At 61.2% G+C, this 22,821-nt stretch carries 23 protein-coding genes; 11 read left to right on the forward strand and 12 right to left on the reverse strand.

Going from position 1 to position 22,821, the window contains the following annotated elements; translation table 11 throughout:
* The first annotated feature begins 451 nt into the window (after positions 1 to 451).
* Complete coding sequence (locus GSQ88_RS31220) at positions 452 to 748, forward strand: DUF6916 family protein (protein WP_159011864.1); 297 nt, start codon at positions 452 to 454, stop codon at positions 746 to 748.
* Positions 749 to 1,062: 314 nt separating this feature from the next.
* Here the strand turns inward: GSQ88_RS31220 and GSQ88_RS31225 are convergent, their stop codons facing one another.
* The 4 genes from GSQ88_RS31225 to GSQ88_RS31240 are packed head-to-tail and all read right to left on the reverse strand — an operon-like array spanning position 1,063 to position 3,172.
* A complete protein-coding gene (locus GSQ88_RS31225) occupies positions 1,063 to 1,605 on the reverse strand; it encodes a GNAT family N-acetyltransferase (RefSeq protein ID WP_159011866.1) in 543 nt (180 codons plus the stop codon).
* Positions 1,606 to 1,618: 13 nt separating this feature from the next.
* Complete coding sequence (locus tag GSQ88_RS31230) at positions 1,619 to 2,146, reverse strand: phage tail protein (RefSeq protein ID WP_159011868.1); 528 nt, start codon at positions 2,144 to 2,146, stop codon at positions 1,619 to 1,621.
* Positions 2,147 to 2,155: 9 nt separating this feature from the next.
* Positions 2,156 to 2,659, reverse strand: coding sequence for a phage tail protein (locus GSQ88_RS31235; RefSeq protein WP_159011870.1), 504 nt, complete (start codon positions 2,657 to 2,659; stop codon positions 2,156 to 2,158).
* Between the two features lie 12 nt (positions 2,660 to 2,671).
* Entirely contained in the window at positions 2,672 to 3,172 is a 501-nt protein-coding gene (locus GSQ88_RS31240) for a phage tail protein (RefSeq protein ID WP_159011871.1), read from the reverse strand.
* Between the two features lie 391 nt (positions 3,173 to 3,563).
* On the opposite strand from GSQ88_RS31240, the gene GSQ88_RS35425 reads away from it, so the two are divergent.
* From GSQ88_RS35425 to GSQ88_RS31265, 5 genes are all read left to right on the forward strand, one after another.
* The gene (locus GSQ88_RS35425) at positions 3,564 to 4,088 is read left to right on the forward strand and encodes an alpha/beta hydrolase family protein (RefSeq protein ID WP_210253942.1); all 525 of its coding nucleotides are present in this window, start codon (positions 3,564 to 3,566) and stop codon (positions 4,086 to 4,088) included.
* Between the two features lie 456 nt (positions 4,089 to 4,544).
* Positions 4,545 to 5,513 carry a helix-turn-helix domain-containing protein gene (locus GSQ88_RS31250; RefSeq protein ID WP_159011873.1) on the forward strand — a complete coding sequence of 323 codons (969 nt, stop codon included), beginning with the start codon at positions 4,545 to 4,547 and terminating at the stop codon, positions 5,511 to 5,513.
* A gap of 239 nt (positions 5,514 to 5,752) precedes the next feature.
* The gene (locus GSQ88_RS31255; RefSeq protein ID WP_159011874.1) at positions 5,753 to 6,550 is read left to right on the forward strand and encodes a helix-turn-helix transcriptional regulator; all 798 of its coding nucleotides are present in this window, start codon (positions 5,753 to 5,755) and stop codon (positions 6,548 to 6,550) included.
* A 116-nt stretch (positions 6,551 to 6,666) separates the two neighbouring features.
* Positions 6,667 to 7,848, forward strand: coding sequence for a cytochrome P450 (locus tag GSQ88_RS31260; RefSeq protein WP_159011881.1), 1,182 nt, complete (start codon positions 6,667 to 6,669; stop codon positions 7,846 to 7,848).
* A 104-nt stretch (positions 7,849 to 7,952) separates the two neighbouring features.
* Complete coding sequence (locus GSQ88_RS31265; RefSeq protein ID WP_159011883.1) at positions 7,953 to 8,945, forward strand: LysR family transcriptional regulator; 993 nt, start codon at positions 7,953 to 7,955, stop codon at positions 8,943 to 8,945.
* Here the strand turns inward: GSQ88_RS31265 and GSQ88_RS31270 are convergent.
* The 3 genes from GSQ88_RS31270 to gcl are packed head-to-tail and all read right to left on the reverse strand — an operon-like array spanning position 8,899 to position 12,405.
* Positions 8,899 to 9,786, reverse strand: a complete 888-nt coding sequence (locus GSQ88_RS31270; RefSeq protein WP_159011885.1) for a 2-hydroxy-3-oxopropionate reductase — start codon at positions 9,784 to 9,786, stop codon at positions 8,899 to 8,901. The two genes, GSQ88_RS31265 and GSQ88_RS31270, sit on opposite strands and share 47 nt — an antisense overlap.
* Before the next feature lie 20 nt (positions 9,787 to 9,806).
* The gene (gene hyi, locus GSQ88_RS31275; RefSeq protein ID WP_159011887.1) at positions 9,807 to 10,592 is read right to left on the reverse strand and encodes a hydroxypyruvate isomerase; all 786 of its coding nucleotides are present in this window, start codon (positions 10,590 to 10,592) and stop codon (positions 9,807 to 9,809) included.
* A 31-nt stretch (positions 10,593 to 10,623) separates the two neighbouring features.
* Complete coding sequence (gene gcl / locus GSQ88_RS31280; protein ID WP_159011889.1) at positions 10,624 to 12,405, reverse strand: glyoxylate carboligase; 1,782 nt, start codon at positions 12,403 to 12,405, stop codon at positions 10,624 to 10,626.
* A gap of 337 nt (positions 12,406 to 12,742) precedes the next feature.
* Between gcl and GSQ88_RS31285 the strand changes: the two genes are divergently transcribed.
* Positions 12,743 to 14,053 carry an SLC13 family permease gene (locus GSQ88_RS31285; RefSeq protein ID WP_159011891.1) on the forward strand — a complete coding sequence of 437 codons (1,311 nt, stop codon included), beginning with the start codon at positions 12,743 to 12,745 and terminating at the stop codon, positions 14,051 to 14,053.
* Between the two features lie 7 nt (positions 14,054 to 14,060).
* Here the strand turns inward: GSQ88_RS31285 and GSQ88_RS31290 are convergent, their stop codons facing one another.
* The gene (locus tag GSQ88_RS31290; RefSeq protein WP_159011893.1) at positions 14,061 to 14,495 is read right to left on the reverse strand and encodes a PPC domain-containing DNA-binding protein; all 435 of its coding nucleotides are present in this window, start codon (positions 14,493 to 14,495) and stop codon (positions 14,061 to 14,063) included.
* Between the two features lie 253 nt (positions 14,496 to 14,748).
* Here GSQ88_RS31290 and GSQ88_RS31295 point away from each other — a divergent pair, with 253 nt between their 5' ends.
* Positions 14,749 to 15,006: a hypothetical protein gene (locus GSQ88_RS31295; RefSeq protein ID WP_159011894.1), complete on the forward strand. Its 258-nt coding sequence runs from the start codon at positions 14,749 to 14,751 to the stop codon at positions 15,004 to 15,006.
* Between the two features lie 129 nt (positions 15,007 to 15,135).
* Here the strand turns inward: GSQ88_RS31295 and GSQ88_RS31300 are convergent, their stop codons facing one another.
* From GSQ88_RS31300 to GSQ88_RS31315, 4 genes are all read right to left on the reverse strand, one after another.
* Entirely contained in the window at positions 15,136 to 16,119 is a 984-nt protein-coding gene (locus GSQ88_RS31300; RefSeq protein WP_159011896.1) for a PDR/VanB family oxidoreductase, read from the reverse strand.
* Positions 16,097 to 17,191: a Rieske 2Fe-2S domain-containing protein gene (locus GSQ88_RS31305; protein ID WP_159011898.1), complete on the reverse strand. Its 1,095-nt coding sequence runs from the start codon at positions 17,189 to 17,191 to the stop codon at positions 16,097 to 16,099. The genes GSQ88_RS31300 and GSQ88_RS31305 overlap by 23 nt, the downstream gene beginning before the upstream one ends.
* Positions 17,192 to 17,213: 22 nt before the next feature.
* Positions 17,214 to 17,966 carry a GntR family transcriptional regulator gene (locus GSQ88_RS31310; RefSeq protein ID WP_159011899.1) on the reverse strand — a complete coding sequence of 251 codons (753 nt, stop codon included), beginning with the start codon at positions 17,964 to 17,966 and terminating at the stop codon, positions 17,214 to 17,216.
* A 155-nt stretch (positions 17,967 to 18,121) separates the two neighbouring features.
* Positions 18,122 to 18,754 carry a TetR/AcrR family transcriptional regulator gene (locus GSQ88_RS31315; protein ID WP_159012032.1) on the reverse strand — a complete coding sequence of 211 codons (633 nt, stop codon included), beginning with the start codon at positions 18,752 to 18,754 and terminating at the stop codon, positions 18,122 to 18,124.
* A gap of 270 nt (positions 18,755 to 19,024) precedes the next feature.
* Between GSQ88_RS31315 and GSQ88_RS31320 the strand changes: the two genes are divergently transcribed.
* From GSQ88_RS31320 to GSQ88_RS31330, 3 genes are read left to right on the forward strand one after another with little or no spacing between them, the layout of a single operon-like run.
* Positions 19,025 to 19,909: an FAD binding domain-containing protein gene (locus tag GSQ88_RS31320; protein WP_159011901.1), complete on the forward strand. Its 885-nt coding sequence runs from the start codon at positions 19,025 to 19,027 to the stop codon at positions 19,907 to 19,909.
* Positions 19,906 to 20,427, forward strand: a complete 522-nt coding sequence (locus tag GSQ88_RS31325) for a (2Fe-2S)-binding protein (RefSeq protein ID WP_159011903.1) — start codon at positions 19,906 to 19,908, stop codon at positions 20,425 to 20,427. Before GSQ88_RS31320 ends, GSQ88_RS31325 begins: the two co-directional genes overlap by 4 nt.
* The gene (locus GSQ88_RS31330; RefSeq protein WP_159011905.1) at positions 20,424 to 22,799 is read left to right on the forward strand and encodes a xanthine dehydrogenase family protein molybdopterin-binding subunit; all 2,376 of its coding nucleotides are present in this window, start codon (positions 20,424 to 20,426) and stop codon (positions 22,797 to 22,799) included. Before GSQ88_RS31325 ends, GSQ88_RS31330 begins: the two co-directional genes overlap by 4 nt.
* The last annotated feature ends 22 nt before the right edge of the window (positions 22,800 to 22,821 follow it).

The raw sequence follows: 22,821 nt of genomic DNA on the forward strand, positions 1-22,821 counted from the left end.
CTCCTCCATGACTGCTCCGGTTGCTTCCGGCTGGAGCGGTTGCCGGGTGGGCCTCGCACCCACTGGAAAGCGCCGCCTTTCCACGGCGCACACCCGTTATCAGACATCGAATTCTCCCGTCCGGCAGGACAAGCAACGCGCCGGCACGTAATCGCTCAAATCACCCAGCTTGAGAGACTTCGACGCGATGCCGCCCCGATTGCCGGTAATGCCGACAGACGCCTCAAGCCCTGGACGTTTCTATTGATTAAAATACCATTAAAATGCAACGCCGTACAATCGTTGGTTGACGGATGGTTAAGATGTCATACGGCCGATCGCGTCTGTGTGAGGTGGTTCACAGGAATCACGGGTTGTTGCTGTTTTTTCGCTTTTGGTTAAAGGAGGTTGTGGCCAATTCCGGCCCCGGAATAGGCCCACTGTCGGCGCCGCGTTCGTAAGGGAAGGCCAGATGACGACCGACATTGCCCAGTTGACGGCGGCCGATTTCGAACGCCGGATCGAGGACGAGTTTCGCGTTTCCGCACCTGCCGGCGAAGTCTCACTCAGGCTCGTCGAGGTTCGCAGGCTGGGAAAAGGGCTTCGGCAAGGCGATGCCTTTTCGCTGACGTTCCTCTCGCCTCCTGGCCCCTTCCTGCCGCAGGCGATCTATCCCCTGCAGCACCCCGGATTCGAGACGCTGGATCTGTTTCTGGTCCCGATCGGCCCGAAGGATGGCGGCAACAGCTACGAGGCCGTATTCACGTAGAGCTACGTTACCAAAGTTTGGATCATATCAGGACGCTTCTCCTCCCTCATCCCGGGAGGTTGTGAAGCTGAGAGGACGTGAAGCTATTTTGGACGTCACCTGAGAGGACGTGAAGCTATCTCGGCCGTCATCCTGAGGTGCGCGTCGTCTTCGACGCGCCTCGAAGGATGGTGTTCAGCATCGTGCTTGCGGCCATCCTTCGAGGCTCGCACCGGACAGCGCAAGTGCGCTGCCGGGAGAGCTCGCACCTCAGGATGACGGCCGAAATGGCTTCACAGACTCTCGCGATGGGGCCGAGTATCAACCATTCGGTTTTACGGAATCGATCTACTGGGCGCCGCGCTCCAGTGCATCAGATCGTAAACGCCCTTGTCCTCGACGGTCTGGAATCCGAGCCGCCGATAGAGGTGCATGGCGGGATTGAATTTCTCGACATGGATCGCCAGCCGCTTGCCGGCACGGCCGGCCTCATCCATCAGATCGCGCATGATCGCGGCGCCAAGCCCGTGGCCGCGATGTTCGGGCAGCAAAGCGATATCGATCACGCAGTGCTCGATATTGCCGCGACCGAGATAGAGCCGTCCGGCCGGTTCGCCGGCCCGCAGGATCACGAGCCACGCGGCATCGGGATAGCTTCGCTGATATTCGGTATGTTGCGCCTGAAACTGCATGGTCAGGAACGCCGCCTTCTGCGCCTCGGACCATGGCACGGGCGCAAGCTCCTCGGCGCGGGTCGAGGCATAGACCCGATACAGGAACGGCAGGTCGGCCTCCGCAATGGAGCGAAAACGCACGCCCGAAGCAGCCGCACGTTGCCAGCCGAACGGTGCCGGCGACGCGGCGTCGAGCGTGCTCATCGGGATGCGATCGTCAACCGCGCGGCGGGAATATGCCCTGCAACGCGATGCAGAAGTTGAGCGTGAGATATGGCATCATGTTGTTGTGCGGCTGACCGCCACCGGCCGGTGCGATCGTGTTGGCGGACATGGTCGCGTTGGCGCTGGTGCTGGTCTGATAGGGCGCACCGCTAGCAGTGCGCGAAAACGCTGCGTTTGGACTTGGCGCGCCGGTGTTCGCGTCAAACCGCGCTTCGGAATTCAACGCGTGCCCGTGTGACGGCATCTCCGACTGCAGCAGCGTCACCGTGCTCGATCCGCCGGTTTCGCCGAGATCGTGCAGCGTCAGACCCGGACCCTGGCCCGGATGCATCGGCGCATTGCCTTGCATGTTGGGCAGCCCGAAAGTGGTCCTGCCGTCGCCGCCATAGGTGGTTCCGAGCAGCGAGAAAAGGGCAGTGTTCTGCGAGAGCGGCAGGAGCTGCCCGTTGCAGAACGCCCATCCCTTGGGGGCGAAGTTGAACGGAAAGATGCGCACCTCGGCAACAAATTGGTTGGACATGGTCTGGTCCTAGGTTGGGGAGGGGAAGATGCCGAACAGCGAAATGATAAAATCGAGACAGAGATATGGCTGGAAATTATCGTGCGGCTGGCTGCCGCCTGTGGGTGCGATGCTGTTGGGTCCCATGGCGTTAGTTGGAATCGCCTGATAGTAAAGCGCCACGGTGGTCGCTTTAGCGGCCACGTTGGCCACCGGCGTGCTGGCGTTGCCGTCCGCGGTAGACGCCAGAAACGCATGCGAATGCGCCGGAATTTGCTGCGTGGTCAACGTCACCGTCTCGACGCCGCCATTTTGCGACAGCCCAAAGCCGCCACCTTGATGGATCGGGACACGACCGCGCAGGTCGGGAAGCTGGAAAGTGTTTTGGCCGTCGCCACCATAGGTGGTGCCAATGAGATTAAACAGGGTGTCGTATTCGTTGATCGGCAACAACTGGCCCTGGCAGAACATCCAGCCGGCCGGCGCAAAATTGCCGGCAAATATGCGTATCTCGCCGACGTAAGGCTGTGACACGGGTGCCCCCTCTTAAGTCTGTGACGGAAAAATGCCCTGGAGGGCGATGCAGAAATTCAGGGTCAGATAAGGCTGCATATTATTGTGAGCCAGACTGCTTCCGGTCGGGCCGACTGTGTTCGGCTGCATCGGGGTCAAAGTCGCCGCGGAATGGTAGAGATTGTTGAAACCGCCGAAATAGTTGTTGGCCGGATTGAAGCCCCCATTGGTGGAGACCGACGACACATTTACCGAATGCACATGGGTCGGCAACTCGGAGATTGTCAGCGTATGGTTCTGCTCTCCGCCGAGCTCGCCCAGCGTCAGGCCGCCGCCCATGTGGGTTGGCGCGCGTCCCTGCAGGTTGGGCAGGCCGAAATTGGTTCGCCCGTCGCCCCCATAGGTCGTGCCCAACAGCGAAAACAAACCCTGGTTCTGATTGATGGGCAACAACTGCCCGTTGCATTGCGCCCATCCCCTTGGCGCAAATACAAAGGACATGATCTTGATTTCGGACAAAAATGGCTCGCTCACGCCGTCCCCCCTGTGCCAACAACCCCGCGCACAAACCTATCGTCGAAATTCTTTTTCCGGACTAATTCTTGTTCCACGCCACTTGTCGAGGCAAGGTGTGCCTTTGTCAAGATACAACTAAAGCCATATTGGCCGCATTCGTAACGGACGGCGCCGCACTCCAAAACAAACGATCAGAACAACTATCAGAAAACGTGCGTCAATCGTGTAACGGCAGTGAGCCTTACAGGATTTTTAGTCGGCGCTGTCCGCTCGAGCTTACGGCAAACCGGTTGTCATTCGCTGCAACTGCCGAAGCGGGATTGAGCGGCGCCAGGGGAATAAGCTCGAAGCTCATCAGATGAACGCCTGACAGTGGGCCGAAGCGTATCCGGATGCGAAGGACGGCATCATGCCGGTTGTTGCCTTTCCGACCAAGGTGTCGGGACGCAATCTGCTGTGGCGTCGGATGGTCGCAAACGCGATCGAATCCGACCCGGATTGGAACGGCGGAAACTACCTCCATCAGCCGCGCAGTCTGGCGGAAGGCTACGGCGTTCTCCGGCTCATGATCGACGGCGTTCCACGCCTGCAATCCGCCATTCCGGACGAGGCGGCCGCGGACAAGTTCGTCGCTTCGATCCGAAAGCAGGCGGAAAGCCTCGATGCGAACGACGATCCGGAGCGTGATCTCGCAAAAATAAAGACCAGGGTATATGCGCTGAATTTCGATGACGACGAGTTCAATCCGGCGCGGCTGCTCATCCTCGAAAGTTTGCTGAAGCGTGTTCCACAGGCGAAATATGCGGTGCAAGCCGGCTCGGAAAAGTCATATGGCCATCTCACGATGGCCTTCCCCTCGCTATGGGCGGATCATGTCGCAGCCTTCACCCGATTGCTCGGCGATGACGGCACTTCAGGCAAAGCAAAGGACTGATGCAGCAGGCTGCAGAACTCGTCCGAAAGTATGAGGGATCGCGTTTGCGTTCGCCCGACCCACAGGCCGGCCCTCGGTGGACCGGCAGAATGCGACCGGACAGGCCGTGGGATCCCGTTTCGGCCTGCGTTGCCAGCGAATCCTGCCCGGATTGCCGGGATCGACCGCAAAACCACGATTCGGGTAAGTCGTGCTGACATAGATCTCGCCATTTGCCGACGCACGGGGCGTTTCCCCGCAACCGCCGGGAACCCGGTTGAGGATAGCAAGGCCTTCTCCAAAGCCCTGTCTCAACGAGAGGTTTTCCTTGACGCCGCCTGAACTTGGTCGGAGGATCGATGAGGGAGGCGGAGCTGCTTCGCGATCCCGGCTGGCTCCGTTAGATGCTCCGTTAGATATCATTTCCCGTGACCGGCCGCGAGCGCCGCGCGGTTGACCTCAAATCGGTGGTGAGAAATGTCCGACGCTGTCCATTCGCTCAGCACTGTCGGGTTGGGGCCGAAACGGCAGATCCAAATCTGGTCGGATGCGCTGGCGGATCTCTGCGGCCATTTCGACATCGACCCGCTCGAGAGCTCAAAGCTGGACGCGCGGATCAACTACACCATCGTTTCGCAGCTGAAGCTGTGCCAAATCGAGGTAAGCCAGCACAGAATCGCTCAAACGGTTTCGCGCAGCAAGGGTAGCAAGCATCCCTATGTCAAACTGCTGTTCCAGACCTACGGCGTCTCCTACTTCGAGCAGAACGGCTGCCAAATCGAGATCAATCCCGGCGACTGCCTAGCCTACGATGTTTCCTGTCCCCATACCATCGTCAGTCCGGCGCTGACGCGGCATGAGGTCGTGATCGTGCCGAAGGCATTGCTGCGTGAACGCGGCTTCCAGTTCGGCAAGATGCATGCGTGCAAGCTGTCGGCGCGCACCGGCACCGGCCGGATCGCCTATGACTTCGTGCATGCGGCATTCAACGAAGCCACCAAATTGTCGGCGAACAGTGCGGTCGGCGTCGCTGATTCGCTGATCGATCTGCTGCTGTTGCCGCTGCGCGAAGCCGACTCGTCCTTTGACCGCGCAGGCCCCGAGGCGATGTATGTACGCGCGCAGGCCTTCATCAACGAGCATTTGCGCGATCCGGATCTCAGCATCGACCAGATCTCGTCGGCGCTCGGTTGCACCAAGCGCTATCTGCACATGCTGTTCAGCGAGCGAGGCATGACCGTCAGCGATCATATCTGGCGGGAGAGACTGTTGCATTGCCGCCAGGAACTGGAAGCGCATGCGGGCAAGACGATCACGGACGTCGCTTTCTCCTGGGGTTTCTCCAGTTCCTCGCACTTCAGCCGCGTGTTCCGGAAATGCTTCGGCATTGTCCCGTCCGCGGTCCACAAGAGCCTGCATGGCGGTCTGCCCTCGGACGCCGCCTGATCGCGAGCGACCCATCACTCGGGAAACGCTCTAATTCGGCAAACACTCTAGGTCGGGAAACGCTCTAGGTCGGGGAAGGCTCTAGGTCGGGGAAGGCCTGGGCCGGGGAAGGCCTGGGCCGGCGCCCGGTCGCGGCCTGGTGCCGCGCCTGCCGATCGGCAATTGTCCCGCAAATCTTTATCGGATTTGGCCGCTGCCGGCTGGTAGACTTGCGAAAACAGGTTGCAGCGGAGGAAACGATGAAGGCCCCCCAAGCCCTCAAGGGTACGGGCGAACATGATATCACGCCCGCCGTGCTCGCGATCGGGCGCCCCTTGTTCCCGCAAGCCCTGATCGGTGCGCTACGGCGCGTCGGCGGCGTCGGCCACTGCATGGTCTTCACCTTCGAGGGCGAACGTTCCGCGCGCTGCCTGCTCGACATCGGCAATATCCCGAGCGGACCGGATCTCGGCGCGGCCTATTCCGAACATTTTCATCTGGCCGATCCCAACCGCGACACGATTTTTCGCGAACGCAGCAGCGCGCCGTCGATCGTGCTGCCGACATTCGCGCGCCGCATGTACAGCACGAGATACGCCAAGATTTTCTTTGAAGACGCCGAGATCGTGGACAAGTTCGCCACCGCGATCTGGGCCGAGCGCGCATGTTTCTACGTCAATTTTTACCGGACCGTGGCTCAGGGCCGCTTCAGCTCCGAGCAGGTCGAACGCCTCAACGGGATTGCGCCCGCGATAGGTGCTACCGTGGCGCGGCACTTTCAGGCGGTGAACCCGCCGGACCACGACCCCTATCGCAAACTTGAACTGCTGTTCTCGACCAGCGATCCACTCACCCGCCTGACCCATCGCGAAAGGCAGGTGAGCCTGCGCATTCTCTCCGGCTTCAACTCCGAAGCGATTTCGATGGATTTGGGCATCAGCCTGCAGTCGACATTCACCTATCGCAAACGCGCTTACGCCAAACTCGGCATCTCCTCTCAAAATGAACTGTTCGCCATCGTGCTGCGTCTGTTGGCGTCGCCACACCGGCTGAATTAAGCCCAACGCGCGTTCAACGCTGATAGCGGCAAGCGGAGCGGTGCCTGTCCCTCTCCTTGGGTACAGACGCGCCGCCGTTCCGGCTTTAATATGGCCCGGAACAGGGAGGACCGGACTTGAGCACCGCGCCGCATATCGATATCGACGTCGCCGCCTTCTGGAATGACCCCTATCCGACGCTCGCAGCGCTGCGCAAGGAGGCGCCGATCGCCTATGTGCCACAGCTTGGCAGCACGTTGTTGTGCCGCCGGGACGACATTTCCGTTTCCGAAAAGCAGATCGACGTTTTCAGCTCCGATCAGCCGAACGGGCTGATGACCCGGCTGATGGGCTACAACATGATGCGCAAGGACGGCGCGGCGCATAGCGTCGAGCGAAACGCGTTTTTCCCAGCGGTCTCGCCACGCACGGTCAAGAACCATTGGAGCTTGCAGTTCCAGGCGCACGCCGACCGTCTGATCGATACGCTTCCTTCGTCCGTGACGATGGACTTCATTGCCGATTTTGCGCTGCCGTTCTCGGCAGAATGCCTGAAGTCGGTGACCGGTTTGACGAAGATGCGCTACCAGGACATGAACGCCTGGTCGCAGGCGATGATCGACGGCATTGCCAACTACGTTGGCGATCCGAAGGTGGAAGCAAGGTGCCATGAAGCGACGGCCGGAATAGACGCCGCGATCGACGATATGCTGCCCAGCCTCGAAGCAGACGACAAAAGCCTGCTCGGCGTCATGGTTGCTTCCGGCATGCCGATGGACGGCGTTCGGGCGAACATCAAGCTCGCCATCAGCGGCGGACAAAACGAGCCGCGAAAAGCGCTTGCCGGGACATTATGGGCGCTGCTCACGCATCCCGAGCAGCTCGACCTCGTTCGAGCCGGAGCGGTGTCTTATCTACAGGCGTTCGAGGAATTCGCACGCTGGATTTCGCCGATCGGCATGTCGCCCCGACGGATCGCAAGACCATGGACCATTCGCGATGTCGATTTCGAGCCGGATGACCGGGCATTCCTGATGTTTGGCTCCGGCAATCGCGACGAGCAATATTTCGCAGGCGCGGACCGGTTTGATATCCGTCGCGACGCTTCGAAGAGCATCGCATTCGGCGCGGGACCGCACTTCTGCGCCGGCGCCTGGGTGTCGCGCGCCATGATCGCCAACATTGCGCTGCCGACGGTGCTGGCGCGCTTGCCGAATCTGCGGGTCGTCACTGACGCGCCCGTCGAGATCGGCGGCTGGGCGTTCCGCGGCCTGCTCAATTTGCCGCTGGCCTGGGATGCCGTATTGCCGCGCGCCTGACGCCGCATGCCGTGCTGACGCATCGGCGCCAGCAAGCGCGCCAGACTCTGATCCCATATCAAATCCTGTTTCAATGGAGGCATTTGGTTGTTACGTTTCGAGCCATGAACCATCTTTCCTGCATTCGCATTTTCAAACGGGTGGTCGAGCTCGGGAGCTTTTCCAAGGCATCCGACGAGCTCTCGATCTCGCAATCGAGCGTCACCAAGTCCATCACGCAGCTCGAACAGCACCTTGGGACAAGGCTGCTCAATCGCAACACCCGCGGGATAAGCCTCACCGAAGATGGGCTGACCTACTACGAACGCTGCACCAACATCATCGCCGAGATTGACGATGCCGATGCCGCGGTCGGCCAGCGCAGCAAGACCCTGGTCGGCACGCTGCGCATTTCGACCTCGGTGGCGTTCGGGCGCAGGATCCTGGCCCCGCTGCTGATGGATTTCATGCGGCAGCAGCCTCATCTGAAGATCGACCTCACCTGCGAGGACAGCTACCTCGACCTGGTGACCCACGGCATCGATGTCGCGCTGCGGATGGGCCGGCTGACCGATTCGTCGATGGGCTGCCGCTATATCGGCCACAATCCATGGGTGATGGTGGCCTCTCCCCGATACCTTGCCGGCCGGCCTGCGCCCCAAAACCCTGCGGACCTCAAGGCGCATGATTGCATCGTGTATTCCAGCGTTCAGGGCGATGCGGTTTGGCAGCTTCGACCGCGAACCGGCGATCCGCAGTCCGTCGTCGTCGACGGGCCCTTGCGCTCGAACAATTTGTCGACGCTGCTTTCCGCGGCGAGGTCCGGCATGGGCATTGCGATACTGCCGCGCTACGTGGCGTCGGCGTCATTGGCCGCCGGCGAGGTCGTGACCGTGCTGGAGGACTTCAGCCTGCCCGGTCAGGAACTGCACGCGGTGTTCCCGTCGCCCAAGCAAGTGCCCCGGAAAGCGCTGGCCCTGATCGACTTCCTGATTCCGCAGTTCAAGGCGGACTGGTGGGAGCGTCGATCACCGGCCAAGGCCGTCGAAACTCCGAAGCACAAACGGCCGCCTAAGACTCGCCAATCTCGTGGGAAGCCAGGCATTCAAGCGCCTTGACCATCGCGGAGTGATCCCACGATTTGCCGCCGAGCGCCGTGCACGAATTGAATAATTGCTGCGTGGCGGCGGTGTTCGGCAATGCCAATCCGAGGGCGCGCGCGCCCTCCAGCGCCAGGCCGAGGTCTTTTTGATGCAGTTCGATTCGGAACCCCGGTTCGAAATTGCGTTTGATCATGCGCTCGCCGTGCACTTCGAGCACACGCGACGAGGCGAAGCCTCCCATCAACGCCTTCCGCACCAACGCCGGATCCGCGCCGGCCTTCGATGCGAAAAGAAGTGCCTCCCCGACCGCTTCTATCGTGAGCGCGACGATGATCTGATTGGCCACCTTGGTGGTCTGGCCGTCACCGTTGCCGCCAACCAGGGTTACATTCTTGCCGAGCTTGTCGAACAACGGCTTCACCGCGTCAAAACTCTGCTGCGAGCCGCCGACCATGATGGTGAGGGATGCCGCCTTGGCGCCAACCTCACCGCCCGACACCGGAGCGTCGAGATATTCAGCGCCGAGATCGTTTATCTTCCTGGCGAACTCTTTTGTCGCCAATGGCGAGATCGAACTCATGTCGATGACGATCTTGCCTTTTGAAATGCCCTCCGCGACGCCATTGCGGCCGAATAGAACGTCGCTCACCTGCGGCGTATCGGGCACCATGATGATGATGACCTCCGCCTGTTCCGCCACAGCCTTGGCGGATTTGCAGGCGATCGCGCCGGCCGACACGAAATCTCCGGCGGCGGCGGACGACTCCAGGACAAAAAGCCGATGTCCCGCAGCCTGCAGATTGGCGGCCATGGGCCGGCCCATGATTCCAAGGCCGATAAAGCCGACGTCGCTCATGTCCCGGTTTCCTTCAGCAATTATGCCGCCGCGGTTGCAGCGATGTGCCAACGCATACCGTCCATGGTATTCGTCTTCGGCTTGTACTCGCAACCGACCCAGCCGCGATATCCGATCGCATCGAGATAGCGGAACAGGAACGGATAGTTGATTTCTCCGGTACCCGGCTCGTTGCGCCCGGGATTATCGGCGAGCTGGATATGGGCGATCCGATCGAAGTGCCGCTTGATCGTGGGCGCCAGATCACCCTCCATGATCTGCATATGGTAGATGTCGTATTGAATGAAGAGATTGTCCGAGCCGACATCCGCGACAATGGCAGCCGCCTGCTCCGTGCCGCTCAGGAAGAATCCGGGAATGTCGCGGGTGTTGATCGGCTCGATCAACAGCTTGATGTGGTTCTTCCGAAGAACTTCGGCCGCATAGCGCAAATTCTCGAGCAAGACATTGCGCAATTCCGCAGGATCCGCCTCTTTGGGCGTGATGCCCACGAGGCAATTGAGCTGCGGGCAATTCAGCGCCTTGGCGTATTCGATGGCGCGCTGCACGCCTTCGCGAAATTCCGACCTGCGCTCCGGCAATATGGCAATGCCGCGCTCGCCCGCCGCCCAGTTGCCGGCGGGAAGATTGTGAAGCACCTGGGTCAAGCCATGCTCCCGCAGCAGTCCTGCGAGCACGTTCGGTTCGTACTCGTACGGAAACAGGGATTCCACGCCGGCAAAACCCGCTTTTCTTGCCGCCGCGAAGCGATCAAGGAACGGCATCTCGTTAAAAAGCATCGTCAGATTGGCGGCGAACTTCGGCATGACGGTTCTCTTGCATGTATTCGAGTTTGATTCAGGCCGGCTCGACGAGGGATTTGTCGACAACGCCATCGAGCGGCAGATCGAGCACCTCCTCGAATTCGATGACGTTGTCGATCTCTGTCCCCATCGCGATATTGGTCACCCGCTCGAGAATGAATTCGACGACGACCGGAACGCGATGTTCCGCCATCAACTCGCGCGCCCTCGCAAAGGCCGACTGGGCGTCGCGGGGATCCGTCACCCGGATCGCCTTGCAGCCGAGACCTTCCGCAACCGCGACATGGTCAACGCCGTAACCGCCGAGTTCGGGCGCGTTGATGTTCTCGAACGACAATTGGACGTGGTAATCCATCGCGAAACCGCGCTGCGCCTGACGAATAAGGCCAAGATAGGAGTTGTTCACCACGACGTGGATGTAAGGCAGCTTGAACTGGGCGCCGACCGCCAGCTCCTCGATCATGAACTGAAAATCATAGTCGCCCGAAAGCGCGACGATTTCCCGTTCCGGATCTGCCACGCGCACGCCAAGCGCGGCCGGCAATGTCCACCCAAGCGGACCCGCCTGCCCCGCATTGATCCAATTGCGCGGGCCGTAAACTTTAAGAAACTGGGCCCCGGCAATTTGCGACAGGCCGATCACGCTCACATAACAGGTGTCACGGCCGAAGGCCCTGCTCATCTCCTCGTACACACGCTGCGGCTTGATCGGCACGTGGTCGAAATGACTTTTGCGCAGCATCGATCGCTTGCGGTCCTGGCATGCCGCCGGCCAGGCCTGACGCTTCCTCAGCTTACCCGACCCGCGCCATTCCTTCGCGACCGTGACGAACAGCTCAAGCGCCGCCTTGGCGTCGGAAACGATGCCGAAGTCGGGATTGAAGACGCGACCGATCTGCGTCGGCTCGATGTCGACGTGAACGAAGGTGCGATCCTTGGTGTAGGTCTCGATCGAACCGGTATGACGGTTGGCCCAACGGTTGCCGATGCCGAGCACGAAGTCGGACTCCAGCATCGTCGCATTTCCGTAGCGATGGCTGGTTTGCAGCCCGACCATTCCCGCCATCAGCACGTGGTCGTCCGGGATGGCGCCCCATCCCATCAGCGTGGGAACCACCGGCACATTGACGGTCTCCGCGAACTTCACCAGCAACTCGGAAGCGTCCGCACCGATCACGCCACCCCCGGCGACGATCAGCGGCCGCTCCGCCGCGTTGAGCATGTCGAGGGCTTTTTCGATCTGCTGGCGCGTCGCCGCCGGCTTGTAGACCGCGAGCGGTTGATAGGTCTCCTCGTCGAACTCGATTTCGGCAAGCTGAACGTCCAGCGGCAGGTCGATCAACACCGGACCTGGCCGGCCCGATCGCATGATGTGAAAGGCTTGGGCGAACACCCGCGGCACCAGTCCCGGTTCGCGCACCGTGACCGCCCATTTGGTCACCGGCTTGGCGATCGATTCGATATCGACGGCCTGAAAGTCTTCCTTGTAGATCCGGGCGCGCGGCGCCTGGCCCGTGATGCACAGGATCGGAATCGAGTCCGCGATCGCCGAATAAAGCCCGGTGATCATGTCGGTGCCGGCAGGCCCGGACGTGCCGATGCAGACGCCGATGTTTCCCGCCTTGGCCCGGGTGTAGCCTTCCGCCATATGCGAGGCGCCCTCGACATGCCGGGCCAGGATGTGACTGATCGAACCGCGCTGCTTCATCGCGGAATATAACGGATTGATCGCAGCACCTGGGACGCCGAAAGCGTGAACCACGCCTTCCTTTTCCAGCACCCGTACCGCAGCGTCGATTGCCCGCATTCTGGCCACAGCATTTCTCCCCTGGGGTTTACCTACCCATCGGGATGCGCCCTGCGGCTCGAAAAGAGAATGCGCGCGCGGCGATTTTACTTATTCCTTTTTGGAAACCGGCCTAAGGCGGCCGGAGATCGTGCCTCTCCCGATGAATGAAATTGTCGGCTACCAAGCGGATCGCGGCCGCATGGATGCATTGATATACACGCACTACTCGATCGACGCGCCGCCGGTCTATACGTCACCGTCCGGATCGCCCGGCGACCCACGGTCGCATGAGTTGAGCCCGGATTTCCTCCGGTCCCGCCATCGATGCCGCGATCTGATTTCTCCATCCATCGCTTGAGGCGTCATGACCGAGATATTACCAGGCACATGGTTCATCCATCCCGGCTGGTTCGCCGCGGTAGCCATCGTGCTCTGGGCCACCAACGCGCTGCCCGAATATCTGACCGCGCTGCTGTTCTTTGCAGCACTGACCATATTCCGATCGGCGCCGGCCAGCGTGGTGTTCGCCGGCTTCGAGTCGGCGGCGTTCTGGCTGGTGCTGAGCGGCTTCGTCCTCGGCGCCGCGATCAAAAAAGTCGGACTCGCCGACCGCATCGCCAATTCGCTATCCGCCTTCCTCACCCAATCCTGGCCCTCGATGGTGCTCGGCGTGGTCTGCCTGACCTACGCGCTGGCGTTCGTGATGCCGTCGAACATGGGACGCATTACGCTGCTGATGCCCATCATCATGGCGCTCGCCGACCGCACCGGACTTGGCGAAGGAACGCGCGGCCGGATCGCGCTGGCGCTCGCGGTCGGGCTTGGCACCTACGAATTGTCGGCCAGCATTCTGCCGGCCAACGTACCCAATCTGGTGATGACTGGCGCGGCGGAGCGCGCCTACGGCCTCCATTTCGGCTACCTGCCATACTTCATCTTGCACGCGCCGATCCTCGGCATCGTCAAGGGCGCGTTGATCACGGGCTTTCTGGTCTGGATGTTTCCCGCACAGCCGAAGCGCGTCGAAAGCGCAGCTTCCCAGGAGAAGATGAGCCCGGCGGAATGGCGGCTGTCGATCATCCTCCTGGTCACGCTGGCGCTGTGGATCACGGATTCCCTGCACGGGATTCAACCGGCCTGGGTCGGGCTGGTGGCCGCGTGCATCTGCCTTTTGCCGAAAGTAGGCTTCCTGACCGGCGAGGAGTTCGCCGTCGGCGTCAATGTCCGCACCTGTATCTACCTCGCCGGCATTCTCGGGCTCGCGGCTGTCGTCGCCTGGTCGGGGCTCGGCGACCTGATCGGAAACGCGATCATTCCGCTGTTGCCGCTCGATCCCGCCTCGCCGGCGAAAAGCTTCGCATCGATGGTCGGGCTGGCGAGCCTCCTGAACTTCGTCGTGACGGCCAACGGCCTGCCTGCGGTATTCACGCCGCTCGCTAAATCGCTTGCCGATCACAGTGGTTTCCAGCTTGTGACGGTGCTGATGTCCCAGGTGCTGGCCTACGCCACGCCATTCCTGCCCTATCAGGCGGCCCCGATCGTGGTCGCCGCCGGCATCGCGAGGGTACCGATGCGCTACGCCGTCCTGACCTGCGCAGCCGTCGCCATGATCTCCTACGCGGTTTTGGCGCCGATCGATTTCTTCTGGTTTCGCGCGCTCGGCTGGATCAACTAGATCGGCGCTAGATGCTAATCAGGGCGATACCCAGCTCGGGGCGTTTCTTCCTGCGCAGATGCGCCACCGTTTCCCGGATCGTCACCTCGAGGGTCGGACACACCGAGCCGGAAAGAAGATGGCCTCCTCGCACCGTGCCGTCCTCTAGTCCAAGCACGGCGTGAAGATGGAGGCTGGCCTTGCCGTCGTCACCCTGCGCCACGTCACCGAGCAAACTCAGAACCTCGCATTGCTCGCTGACGCCGATCGGCCGGTAGGTTTTGGCCGAGAGGTCGAACCAGCCGACTTTGGCTTCGGCAAAGGCGCCGACCGCCGACACCGAGGCGCCGCTGATGTTTTGCGTGTTGGCGAAGTCGGTGATGGCCTTGAAGGCTTCCTCGCCCTGGTCGAGGATCAGCACAAAGGTCCGCTCCTCGCCACTCGCGACGGATTTCGATCTCATCAAACGCTCCCGAAAAAGACGAATTCCCGCCAACGCGCATGTGGCACCTCAAGGTCCGCCCCGGCGATAAACGCCGCCGGGGCGATCCCTGGGATCTCCGCCGTTCCGGGGGGACGAACGGCGAAGTCGCCGGGGTTACGCTTGGCGACGGCAAACGTTCCAAATCTTCCGCGACTCGGAAACTGGGTTCCGTCGGAACTTCGTCGTGGAGCTGACGTTGGATTGCGATCGAACCATTTGGAGGACACAGCATATGAAATATTTAGTTATCGCAGCGCTTCTGGTGGCCCCGGCTTTGGTCAGTCCCGCATTGGCAGACGAAGTCGGCGTGCATGTCGGCCCCGTCGGAGCCGGCGTGACCGTGGGCGAGGCCCCCGATCGTGACCGCGATCGCGATCGCACCACGGTGATCAAGGAAAACCAGCCGCGCGATACCGATCGCACCACGGTGATCAAGAAGGAACGGGATGACGGTAGCGAAACCAAAACCATCATTCACCACGACAACTGATCGAACCTGACAAGCGAACAAAACTTAAAGGCCGTACGCCAACCGCGTGCGGCCTTTCGCTTTCGTCGATCGATGCCGGGCGATCGGCCTCAATGTTCCGCGTAGACTTTCGATGCAGAGCAGTTGGTTCTAGATATCGAGCACGAGTCGCTTCTCGCGACTGAGCGAGCAGCAAATCATGAACGTCTTGCGCTGCTGATGTTCTTCCGGGCTGCGCACCGCGTCGCGGTGCAGCGGCGTGCCTTCCAGCACCGTGGTCTCGCAGGCGCCGCACACGCCCTCCTCGCAGGAATAGGCGACGTCGATGCCGGCGGCGATCAATGTGTTGAGAATGGTCTCGCCGGCCGCGACTTCGATGTCGCGTTTCTTGCGCGCCAGATGCACCGTGAATCCGGTAACGCCATCCTGCGGCTCGGACGCGCCTAGATCCTTTGCCGCATTGGCAAAGCGTTCGACATGCAAATGCTGCGGCCGCGGGGCGCTGGCGATGCACTGGTCCAGCATGCGGCTCGGTCCGCAGCAATAGATCTCGGCGCCAGGGGGTGCCACCTTCAGGACGTCGCTAGCCGAAACAGCGCGGCCGCCTGACGAATGGATCAAGGTCGCGTCGGGGTGACGTTCCAGCCGTTCGCGAAACAGCGCATGCTCCGCCGAGCGGCTCCAGTAATGCAGCCGTACCGGGCGGCCGAGTTGTTGCAGCCGCTCGAACATCGCGTAGATCGGCGTGATGCCGATACCGGCGGCCAGCAGCACGGTTTGTTCCGCCGTCTCGTCAAGTTCGAAATTGTTCCGCGGACGCCCGATCAATAATTCGGCGCCGACCCGCGCCTCATCGTGCAGCCAGACCGAGCCGCCCCGGCCGGTCGCCTCGCGCTTCACCGCGATGACATAGCGCGTTGCCGAGCAGAGCGGCGTGACCAGCGAATATTGCCGCAGCCCGCCACTCGGCAGATGCACGTCGATGTGCGAGCCGGGCGTGGCCGGCGGCAGCGGCCCCTGCAACGATGCGAATTCGAGCAGCCGCGCATCTGTTGCGATCGGGACGCTGCGTTCGAGCCGAACCGCAAGGCCCGCGGTTTCGTCGCGCGCTTCAGAGATTGCCAAAGGTGCCATAGGTCACACCCATGTTCTTCAGCCAGCTGCGGTACTTCTGGCCGATCAGATCGCTGCGATGGTGCAACTCATAGCGAAGATCGACGGGAATACGCTCCGGCCGCTGCGTATCGACGATCGCACCGTCCTGCGCATAGACCAGGTCCTGGCGCCGCCGCACGTCCGCGTCGGAGGGCTGCGGCGAAAAATTGGTCCCGCAGACGATGCGCACGATGCTGGTGACTTCGTCGACCGGCTGCGCGGTCAAATACGTGCAAAACCGATCGTTCGGATTGCCCTCCGCCTCGCGTGCCGGATCCGAGATCACGAGCCGCTTCTTCAGATAAGCCACCAATGGGCGCATCAACTTGTAACTATAGTAGGAGATCACCGGCACGCCGCGCGGATCGCCATAGGGCTGCGTCACGCGCACTTCCGTCGAAGACAACCCCTCCTCGCTCTCATGCACCTCGTAAGGTGCGATCGGATCCGGATCGCTGAAAACACCGTTGACGCCGGCATGAACGAACGGAAAGTGCGTCGGATCGACGAAATTCTCCACGGCACGGTACCCCGACCGGAATGGGTAGGGGCCGCAGGTCACCTTCTGGTAGCTCGGGTCGTCCCATTCGGCGAATTCGGGAATCGCGCGGGCCGGCGTGCCGATGCACGCCCAGATGAATCCATACTTGTCCTGGGCGTGATGCGGTATAGCGCGCGCCTTCTTGAGCGGCGTTTCCTGCGGCGCCGCCGGCATCAGCACGCATTTGGCGGAGCCGTCGTAATTCCAGCCGTGATACGGGCAGACCACCTTGTTGTCCTGGATAAATCCCTTGGAAAGCCGGGCGCCGCGGTGGATGCACAAATCCTCCCAGACGTGAATTTGCCCCTCAAGATCGCGCCACGCGACCAGATCCCGCTCCAGCAGGGTGACCGGGTGCAATTTTCCGTAAATGACTTCTTCCGAAAACGCGACCACGTGCCAATCATTGAGCAGAACCTGATCCTGGCATCCGTCGGAAGGCAGTAACCCTGGCTTTGGATTTGGGCCGGAAGAACTTGGGCCGGAGGGATTCGGGCTGACATAGTTCATCGACGTACTCCGCTCTGTGTCGTCATCGGATGGTTTTGGCGGCGCTGACCGATGCGGCTGCCGAGGTGGCAACGGCCATACGGTGAAAGGTGATGCTCCGGATCTCGACCCGGGATGTTTCGATATGGCGCCGGATCAACCGCTCGGCTTCGACACCATCGCGGTTTTCCACCGCGCGCAGGATCTCGGCGTGTTCCTGATAGGCCTTCACGATCCGCGCCGGGCTGACGAAATCGAGCCGGCGGATGATACGGATACGGTCGGTCAGTTCGTCGAATGAGCGAAGCATCGCGCGGTTGCCAGCGAATCCCACCAGGGTGCTGTGAAACACCTCGTCATGCTGGGCGACGAGATGGCCCTGCAATTCGCGCTTTGCCTTCGGCACGCACCAGAAGGCCCGCAGCGCCATCAGCGGCGGTGGGCTATCCGCCGCGCAGAGCCGGCGCAGCGCGAGCGCCTCAATCTCCACGCGGTAATCATAGAGATCCTCATAGAACGCAAGATCGAGCGGGCGAACCTGCCAGGACGAATGGCCGCCGACATTTTGCAGATAGCCTTCGTGGGCGAGCACATGCAACGCCAGTCGCAGCGGCGTTCGCGACACCTGCAGCGTCGCGGCCAATTCATGCTCCGAATAGCGCTGACCGGGCGGCATCCGGAAATCGAAGATGTCTTGCTTCAGGCGGCCGTAGACTTCCTGCGACAACGTGCTCTTGGCGCCCGCGGTATCTACGGCGGCATTGATCGGCGTAACGATCGTCGGATCAGATGTCATCTAGCTAAACCCAATTGGGATCCCAATTGAGATGCAAGGCTAAACCTAGATGTGGAACTGACAAGGCCGTAGTTTGAGCAAGTCCTGCCCAGGATTTGCTCAAACAGGAAAACGCAATCGGGAAAGATATTCGCGGTGGCCGAGCGAGCGAGCCTTTAGCTCGCACTCTGCCGCACGATGTCGTCCACCGTCTGGCGCGCGCCGAGCATGAACTGATGGACGCCATCGGCGATCACGACATGGCGCTCCTCGCCTTCCGGAACCGGCGTGCCGTACACGAACTTGCGAACTGCGATGTAGAAGATACGGCCGTGCAGGCCCCAGAACAATTCCTGCTCCCGCGAGGTGATCGGCAACTGCGACGGCGCGGCCAGTCCAAGTTCATGCCGCATTTCCAGCATGGCCGGCGCGCCGATCGTCTCCATCACCACTTTGAGATAACGCGCATTGATGTCGAAGGATTTCAGGCCTGAGAAAACGAAGATGCGGACCCAGTCGAAGTTGAAGATCCGATCCGAATATTCACAGTAGAACTGCGTCAGCCGGGATTCCAGCGGACGCGACCGGTCCAGGATCAGCCCGGCCCAGTGCTTTTGCCAGCCGCCGAGATAGACGTGCTCATACACCCGCTCGATCAGCGCCTCCTTGCTCGGAAAATGCCGATAGATCGCCGAATGAGTGATGCCGATGCGCTTGGCGAGTTCACGCGTCTGCCCCCCGAAACCATGTTCGGCAAAGAAGCGGATCGCCTGATCGAGAATGACCTTCTCACGCTCGGCCGCCCGCATGTTTTTGCGAGGCGGTGCGGCTTTCCGGGCTGCACCGGTTTTCGCCACGCGCTTGCTCAGCGGCCGCTTTTTGACCTTTACAGCCTTAGCCTTGCGCATCGTCGCCCGAATCCGTTTTGAGTTTCATATTTATCAACATTTTCAAACTCTTGCTATAGATAAAGGAAAACAGACCAAATGGTAATTTCTGTTGACATGAGGCGGAAGCGGCTCCAAACATAATTTGAGACCGATTGGTTACAAAGTCTGCCAGGGATTGGGAGGCCGTGCGTGAAAGCCCGCGCTTTCAAATATTTTCGAACGCAATCTCTAGAGGATGCGTTGCAAGCCTTTGATCGGGCCGGCGGCGAAGGCTGCTATCTGGCCGGCGGCCAAAGCCTGGTGCCGTCTCTGTCATTGCGGTTGCAGGCGCCGGAACTGCTGATCGATATTTCGCGCATCGAGAGCCTGACTGGAATATCGCGGTCCGGCAATGTGCTGCGCGTCGGCGCGCTGACGCGGCACGCGGAAATGCTGACGTCCCCGGAGATCGCGCGCCACGCGCCGTTGCTGCGTCGGGCCGCACCCTTCGTGGCGCATCCCGCCATCCGCAACATGGGAACGTTCGGCGGCACCATCGCGCTGGCCGACCCCTCCGCCGAGTTTCCCGCGATGACCTTGGCGATGGATGCCGAATTCGAGATCGCAAGCCTCGCCGGCACCCGAACCACAAAGGCCGACGGTTTCTTTCGAGGGCTTTTCGAAACTGGCTTGCAGCCCGGCGAAATCCTGACCGCGATCAACATTCCATGTTTTGGGAACGCCGATCGCTGCGTGTTTGACGAACTGGCGCGTCGGCGCGGCGATTACGCGCTGGTCGGCGCCGGGGTCCAGGGAAATTTTGCGCAAGATCTGGTCTCCACAATCCGGATTGCGTTTCTCTCGGTCGGTTCGACGCCGCTGCGTGCCCGCCACGCCGAAGCGGCGATCACTGGGCGCGCGCTTTCGGCCGACGCGATTTCCGACGCCCAGGCAGCACTCGGCGACGATCTCGATCCCGAGGACAATGAAGAAACCAGCGCGACCATGCGGATGCATCTGGCGCGGGTGTTGCTGGGGCGGCTGCTCGGCCGCTTGAGCCAACCCGATTGTATGCGCCAAGACGAGGTCACATGAACGAACGTGTCCCGATCGAGCTCGAGGTCAACGGCGAAGCGGTCGCGAAATATGTCGAACCGCGACTGTCGCTGGCGGATTTCCTGCGCGAGGAGTTGGAGCTCACCGGCACGCATCAGGGGTGCGAGATGGGGGCGTGCGGCGCCTGTCTGGTTCTTCTGAACGGAAAAGCCGTGCATTCCTGCCTGATGTTCGCGGTGCAGGCCCACGGCGACCATGTCGAAACGGTCGAGGGGCTGAGCCAGCGCAAGGCGATCGCCGATATTCAGCAGGCGTTTCACAACAACAACGCGCTGCAATGCGGATTCTGCACCGCGGGCATGCTGGTCACCGCGCATGAATTGTTGAGCCGCAACACGACCCCGACCCGCCATGAAATTCGCGACGGCCTGTCTGGCAACTACTGTCGCTGTACCGGTTATCAGGCGATCGTCGACTCGATCGTATCAGTAGCGCGGTCAAGAGCCGGGAATGTCGACACGCCTGCGAGCCCAGGTGAGCGCGGGACAGCATCATGAACAATGCCCTTGGCAAGCTCGACCGTCCCAACAGCTACATCGGACGCTCGGTGACGCGTCCGAACGCCAAGCGTTTGCTGGCCGGCAAAGGGCGATACGTCACCGACATGAAGCTGCCGCGAATGCTCCATGCGGCCTTTGTGCGCAGCCCCTACGCCCACGCCAAAATCATGTCGATCGATATCAGTGCGGCCGCCGCGATGCCGGGCGTTCATCTGGTCGCCACCGGCGCGGATCTCGCCAAACTGTGCAAGCCATGGGTCGGAACCCTCGACCATTTCCGCGGCATGAAATCGTCACCGCAACTGCCGCTGGCGATCGACAAGGTGGTTTGGGCCGGACAGGCCGTCGTCGCCGTGGTCGCGCAGAGCCGCGCGTTGGCGGAAGACGCCGCCGAGCTCGTCGAAGTCGCCTATGAAGAACTCGGCGTGGTGACCGACATCGACTTGGCGCGCCAGGAGGGCTCCGAGATCATCAATCCCGATCTCGGAACCAATTTGTCGTTCACGCTCAAAGTGGAAAGCGGAGATGTCGAGGCCGCTTTCAAGGACGGCGCCGTCGAGATCGAGGATGTCTTTCATTTCGGCCGCCATACCGCGGTCACGCTCGAGCCGCGCGCCATCATCGCCGACTACAATTCCAGCGAAGAGCAACTGACGGTTCATCACGCGACCCAGACGCCGTACCAGTTCCAGGATCTCTATAGCCGCTACTACGGAATTGCCGAATCCCGCGTCCGGGTAGTCGCCCCCGACATTGGCGGTTCCTTCGGCATGAAGCTGCATGTCTATCACGAGGACATGGCCGTCGTCGGCCTGAGCATGCTGACCGGTCGGCCCGTCAAATATGTCGCGGATCGGATGGAATCGTTTCTTTCCGACATTCACGCCCGCGACCATCGCGTCACGTCCAGCATGACGGCGGACGCTTCGGGAAATATCCTGGGCATGAAAGTAGATGACGTCACAGCGATCGGTGCCTTCTCCAGCTTTCCGCGCACCAGTGTCGTCGAAGGCAACCAGGTGGTGCGGCTGATGGGAGCGCCGTACCGGTTCAGGAATTATCGCGGCGATTTGAGCGTGGTTTTCCAGAACAAGGTTCAAACCAGCCAGTATCGCGCGGTCGGTCACCCGATCGCCTGTTCGGTAACGGAGTCGCTGATCGACGGCATCGGCCGGCGTCTCGGGCTCGATCCCTTTGAAATACGCCGGCGAAACATCATCACCCAGGACATGTATCCGTACACCTCGCCGACCGGGTACAAATTCGAGCGGCTGTCGCACGAGGTCTGCCTGGACAAGCTCCACGCCGAGATGGATTACCCCCGGCTGCTAAAACAGCAGGAGGAACTTCGCGCCAAAGGTGTCTATCGCGGTATCGGGATTGCGATGTTCGTCGAGATCACCAATCCCTCGCCGGCGTTTTATGGCGTCGGCGGCGCGCGCATTTCTTCGCAGGACGGCGCCATCGTGAAGATCACGCCATCAGGGGAAGTGCAGTGCCTGGTCAGCATCGGCGAGCATGGCCAGGGCACCGAAACCATCATCGGCCAGATCGTTGCGGAGAATTTGGGCGTCGATCGCGAGACCGTGCGCGTCATCACCGGCGACACCGATGTGACGCCGTATGGTGGCGCCAACTGGGCCTGCCGCGGCGCCGGCATCGGCGGCGAAACCGCGTTTCAGGCGGCAAAGAAACTCAAACAGAATGTGCTGGCGGTAGCCGCCGCGATCCTGCAAGCCAAGCCGTCCGACCTGGATATCCAGAACGCCCAGATTGTCGACGCCGGGACCGGCAACATCCGCATCGCCTTGTCGGAGGTCGCCCGCATCTCCTACTTCCGTTCGGATACGCTGCCGGATGATGTCTCGCCACAACTGACCGTGGCTCACCATTATTCTCCGAAAGGATATCCTTTCGCGTTCACCAACGGCGTTCAGGGATGCCACGTCGAGGTCGATGTCGAGACCGGATTCGTCAGGCTGATCGATGTCTGGGTGGTCGAAGACTGCGGGCGCATCATCAATCCGATGCTGGTGAACGAGCAGGTCCGCGGCGGCGCCATCCAGGGCCTGGGCGCGGCGTTGTTCGAAGAGTGCCGCTATGGCGAGACCGGCCAGCTCGAGAACGGCTCGCTCGCCGATTATCTGGTGCCGATGGCCTATGAGATGCCGGACATCAAGATATTCCATGTCGAAACGCCGACGCGTGATACCGAACTCGGCGCCAAGGGATGCGGTGAAGCCGGCACCGCCGCGGCGTCGGCGGCCGCGATGAATGCCGTCAACGACGCGATCGCGCCGCTAGGCGCACATGTCTCGCAAATTCCCATGACGCCTCAACGCCTGCTGCGAGCTTTGGGCAAGGTCTGAGCGATCCGTTTGCGCGGCCGAA

Origin of the sequence: Bradyrhizobium sp. S69, assembly GCF_009766005.1 — a bacterium.
Taxonomy (GTDB): domain Bacteria; phylum Pseudomonadota; class Alphaproteobacteria; order Rhizobiales; family Xanthobacteraceae; genus Bradyrhizobium.

Coding starts and splice junctions, on each gene's coding strand:
- GSQ88_RS31220 (WP_159011864.1), top strand. CDS start 452: ATGACGACCGACATTGCCCAGTTGACGGCGGCCGATTTCGAACGCCGG.
- GSQ88_RS31225 (WP_159011866.1), bottom strand. CDS start 1,605: ATGAGCACGCTCGACGCCGCGTCGCCGGCACCGTTCGGCTGGCAACGT.
- GSQ88_RS31230 (WP_159011868.1), bottom strand. CDS start 2,146: ATGTCCAACCAATTTGTTGCCGAGGTGCGCATCTTTCCGTTCAACTTC.
- GSQ88_RS35425 (WP_210253942.1), top strand. CDS start 3,564: ATGCCGGTTGTTGCCTTTCCGACCAAGGTGTCGGGACGCAATCTGCTG.
- GSQ88_RS31250 (WP_159011873.1), top strand. CDS start 4,545: ATGTCCGACGCTGTCCATTCGCTCAGCACTGTCGGGTTGGGGCCGAAA.
- GSQ88_RS31255 (WP_159011874.1), top strand. CDS start 5,753: ATGAAGGCCCCCCAAGCCCTCAAGGGTACGGGCGAACATGATATCACG.
- GSQ88_RS31265 (WP_159011883.1), top strand. CDS start 7,953: ATGAACCATCTTTCCTGCATTCGCATTTTCAAACGGGTGGTCGAGCTC.
- GSQ88_RS31270 (WP_159011885.1), bottom strand. CDS start 9,786: ATGAGCGACGTCGGCTTTATCGGCCTTGGAATCATGGGCCGGCCCATG.
- hyi (WP_159011887.1), bottom strand. CDS start 10,592: ATGCCGAAGTTCGCCGCCAATCTGACGATGCTTTTTAACGAGATGCCG.
- GSQ88_RS31285 (WP_159011891.1), top strand. CDS start 12,743: ATGACCGAGATATTACCAGGCACATGGTTCATCCATCCCGGCTGGTTC.
- GSQ88_RS31290 (WP_159011893.1), bottom strand. CDS start 14,495: ATGAGATCGAAATCCGTCGCGAGTGGCGAGGAGCGGACCTTTGTGCTG.
- GSQ88_RS31295 (WP_159011894.1), top strand. CDS start 14,749: ATGAAATATTTAGTTATCGCAGCGCTTCTGGTGGCCCCGGCTTTGGTC.
- GSQ88_RS31300 (WP_159011896.1), bottom strand. CDS start 16,119: ATGGCACCTTTGGCAATCTCTGAAGCGCGCGACGAAACCGCGGGCCTT.
- GSQ88_RS31305 (WP_159011898.1), bottom strand. CDS start 17,191: ATGAACTATGTCAGCCCGAATCCCTCCGGCCCAAGTTCTTCCGGCCCA.
- GSQ88_RS31310 (WP_159011899.1), bottom strand. CDS start 17,966: ATGACATCTGATCCGACGATCGTTACGCCGATCAATGCCGCCGTAGAT.
- GSQ88_RS31315 (WP_159012032.1), bottom strand. CDS start 18,754: ATGCGGGCGGCCGAGCGTGAGAAGGTCATTCTCGATCAGGCGATCCGC.
- GSQ88_RS31325 (WP_159011903.1), top strand. CDS start 19,906: ATGAACGAACGTGTCCCGATCGAGCTCGAGGTCAACGGCGAAGCGGTC.
- GSQ88_RS31330 (WP_159011905.1), top strand. CDS start 20,424: ATGAACAATGCCCTTGGCAAGCTCGACCGTCCCAACAGCTACATCGGA.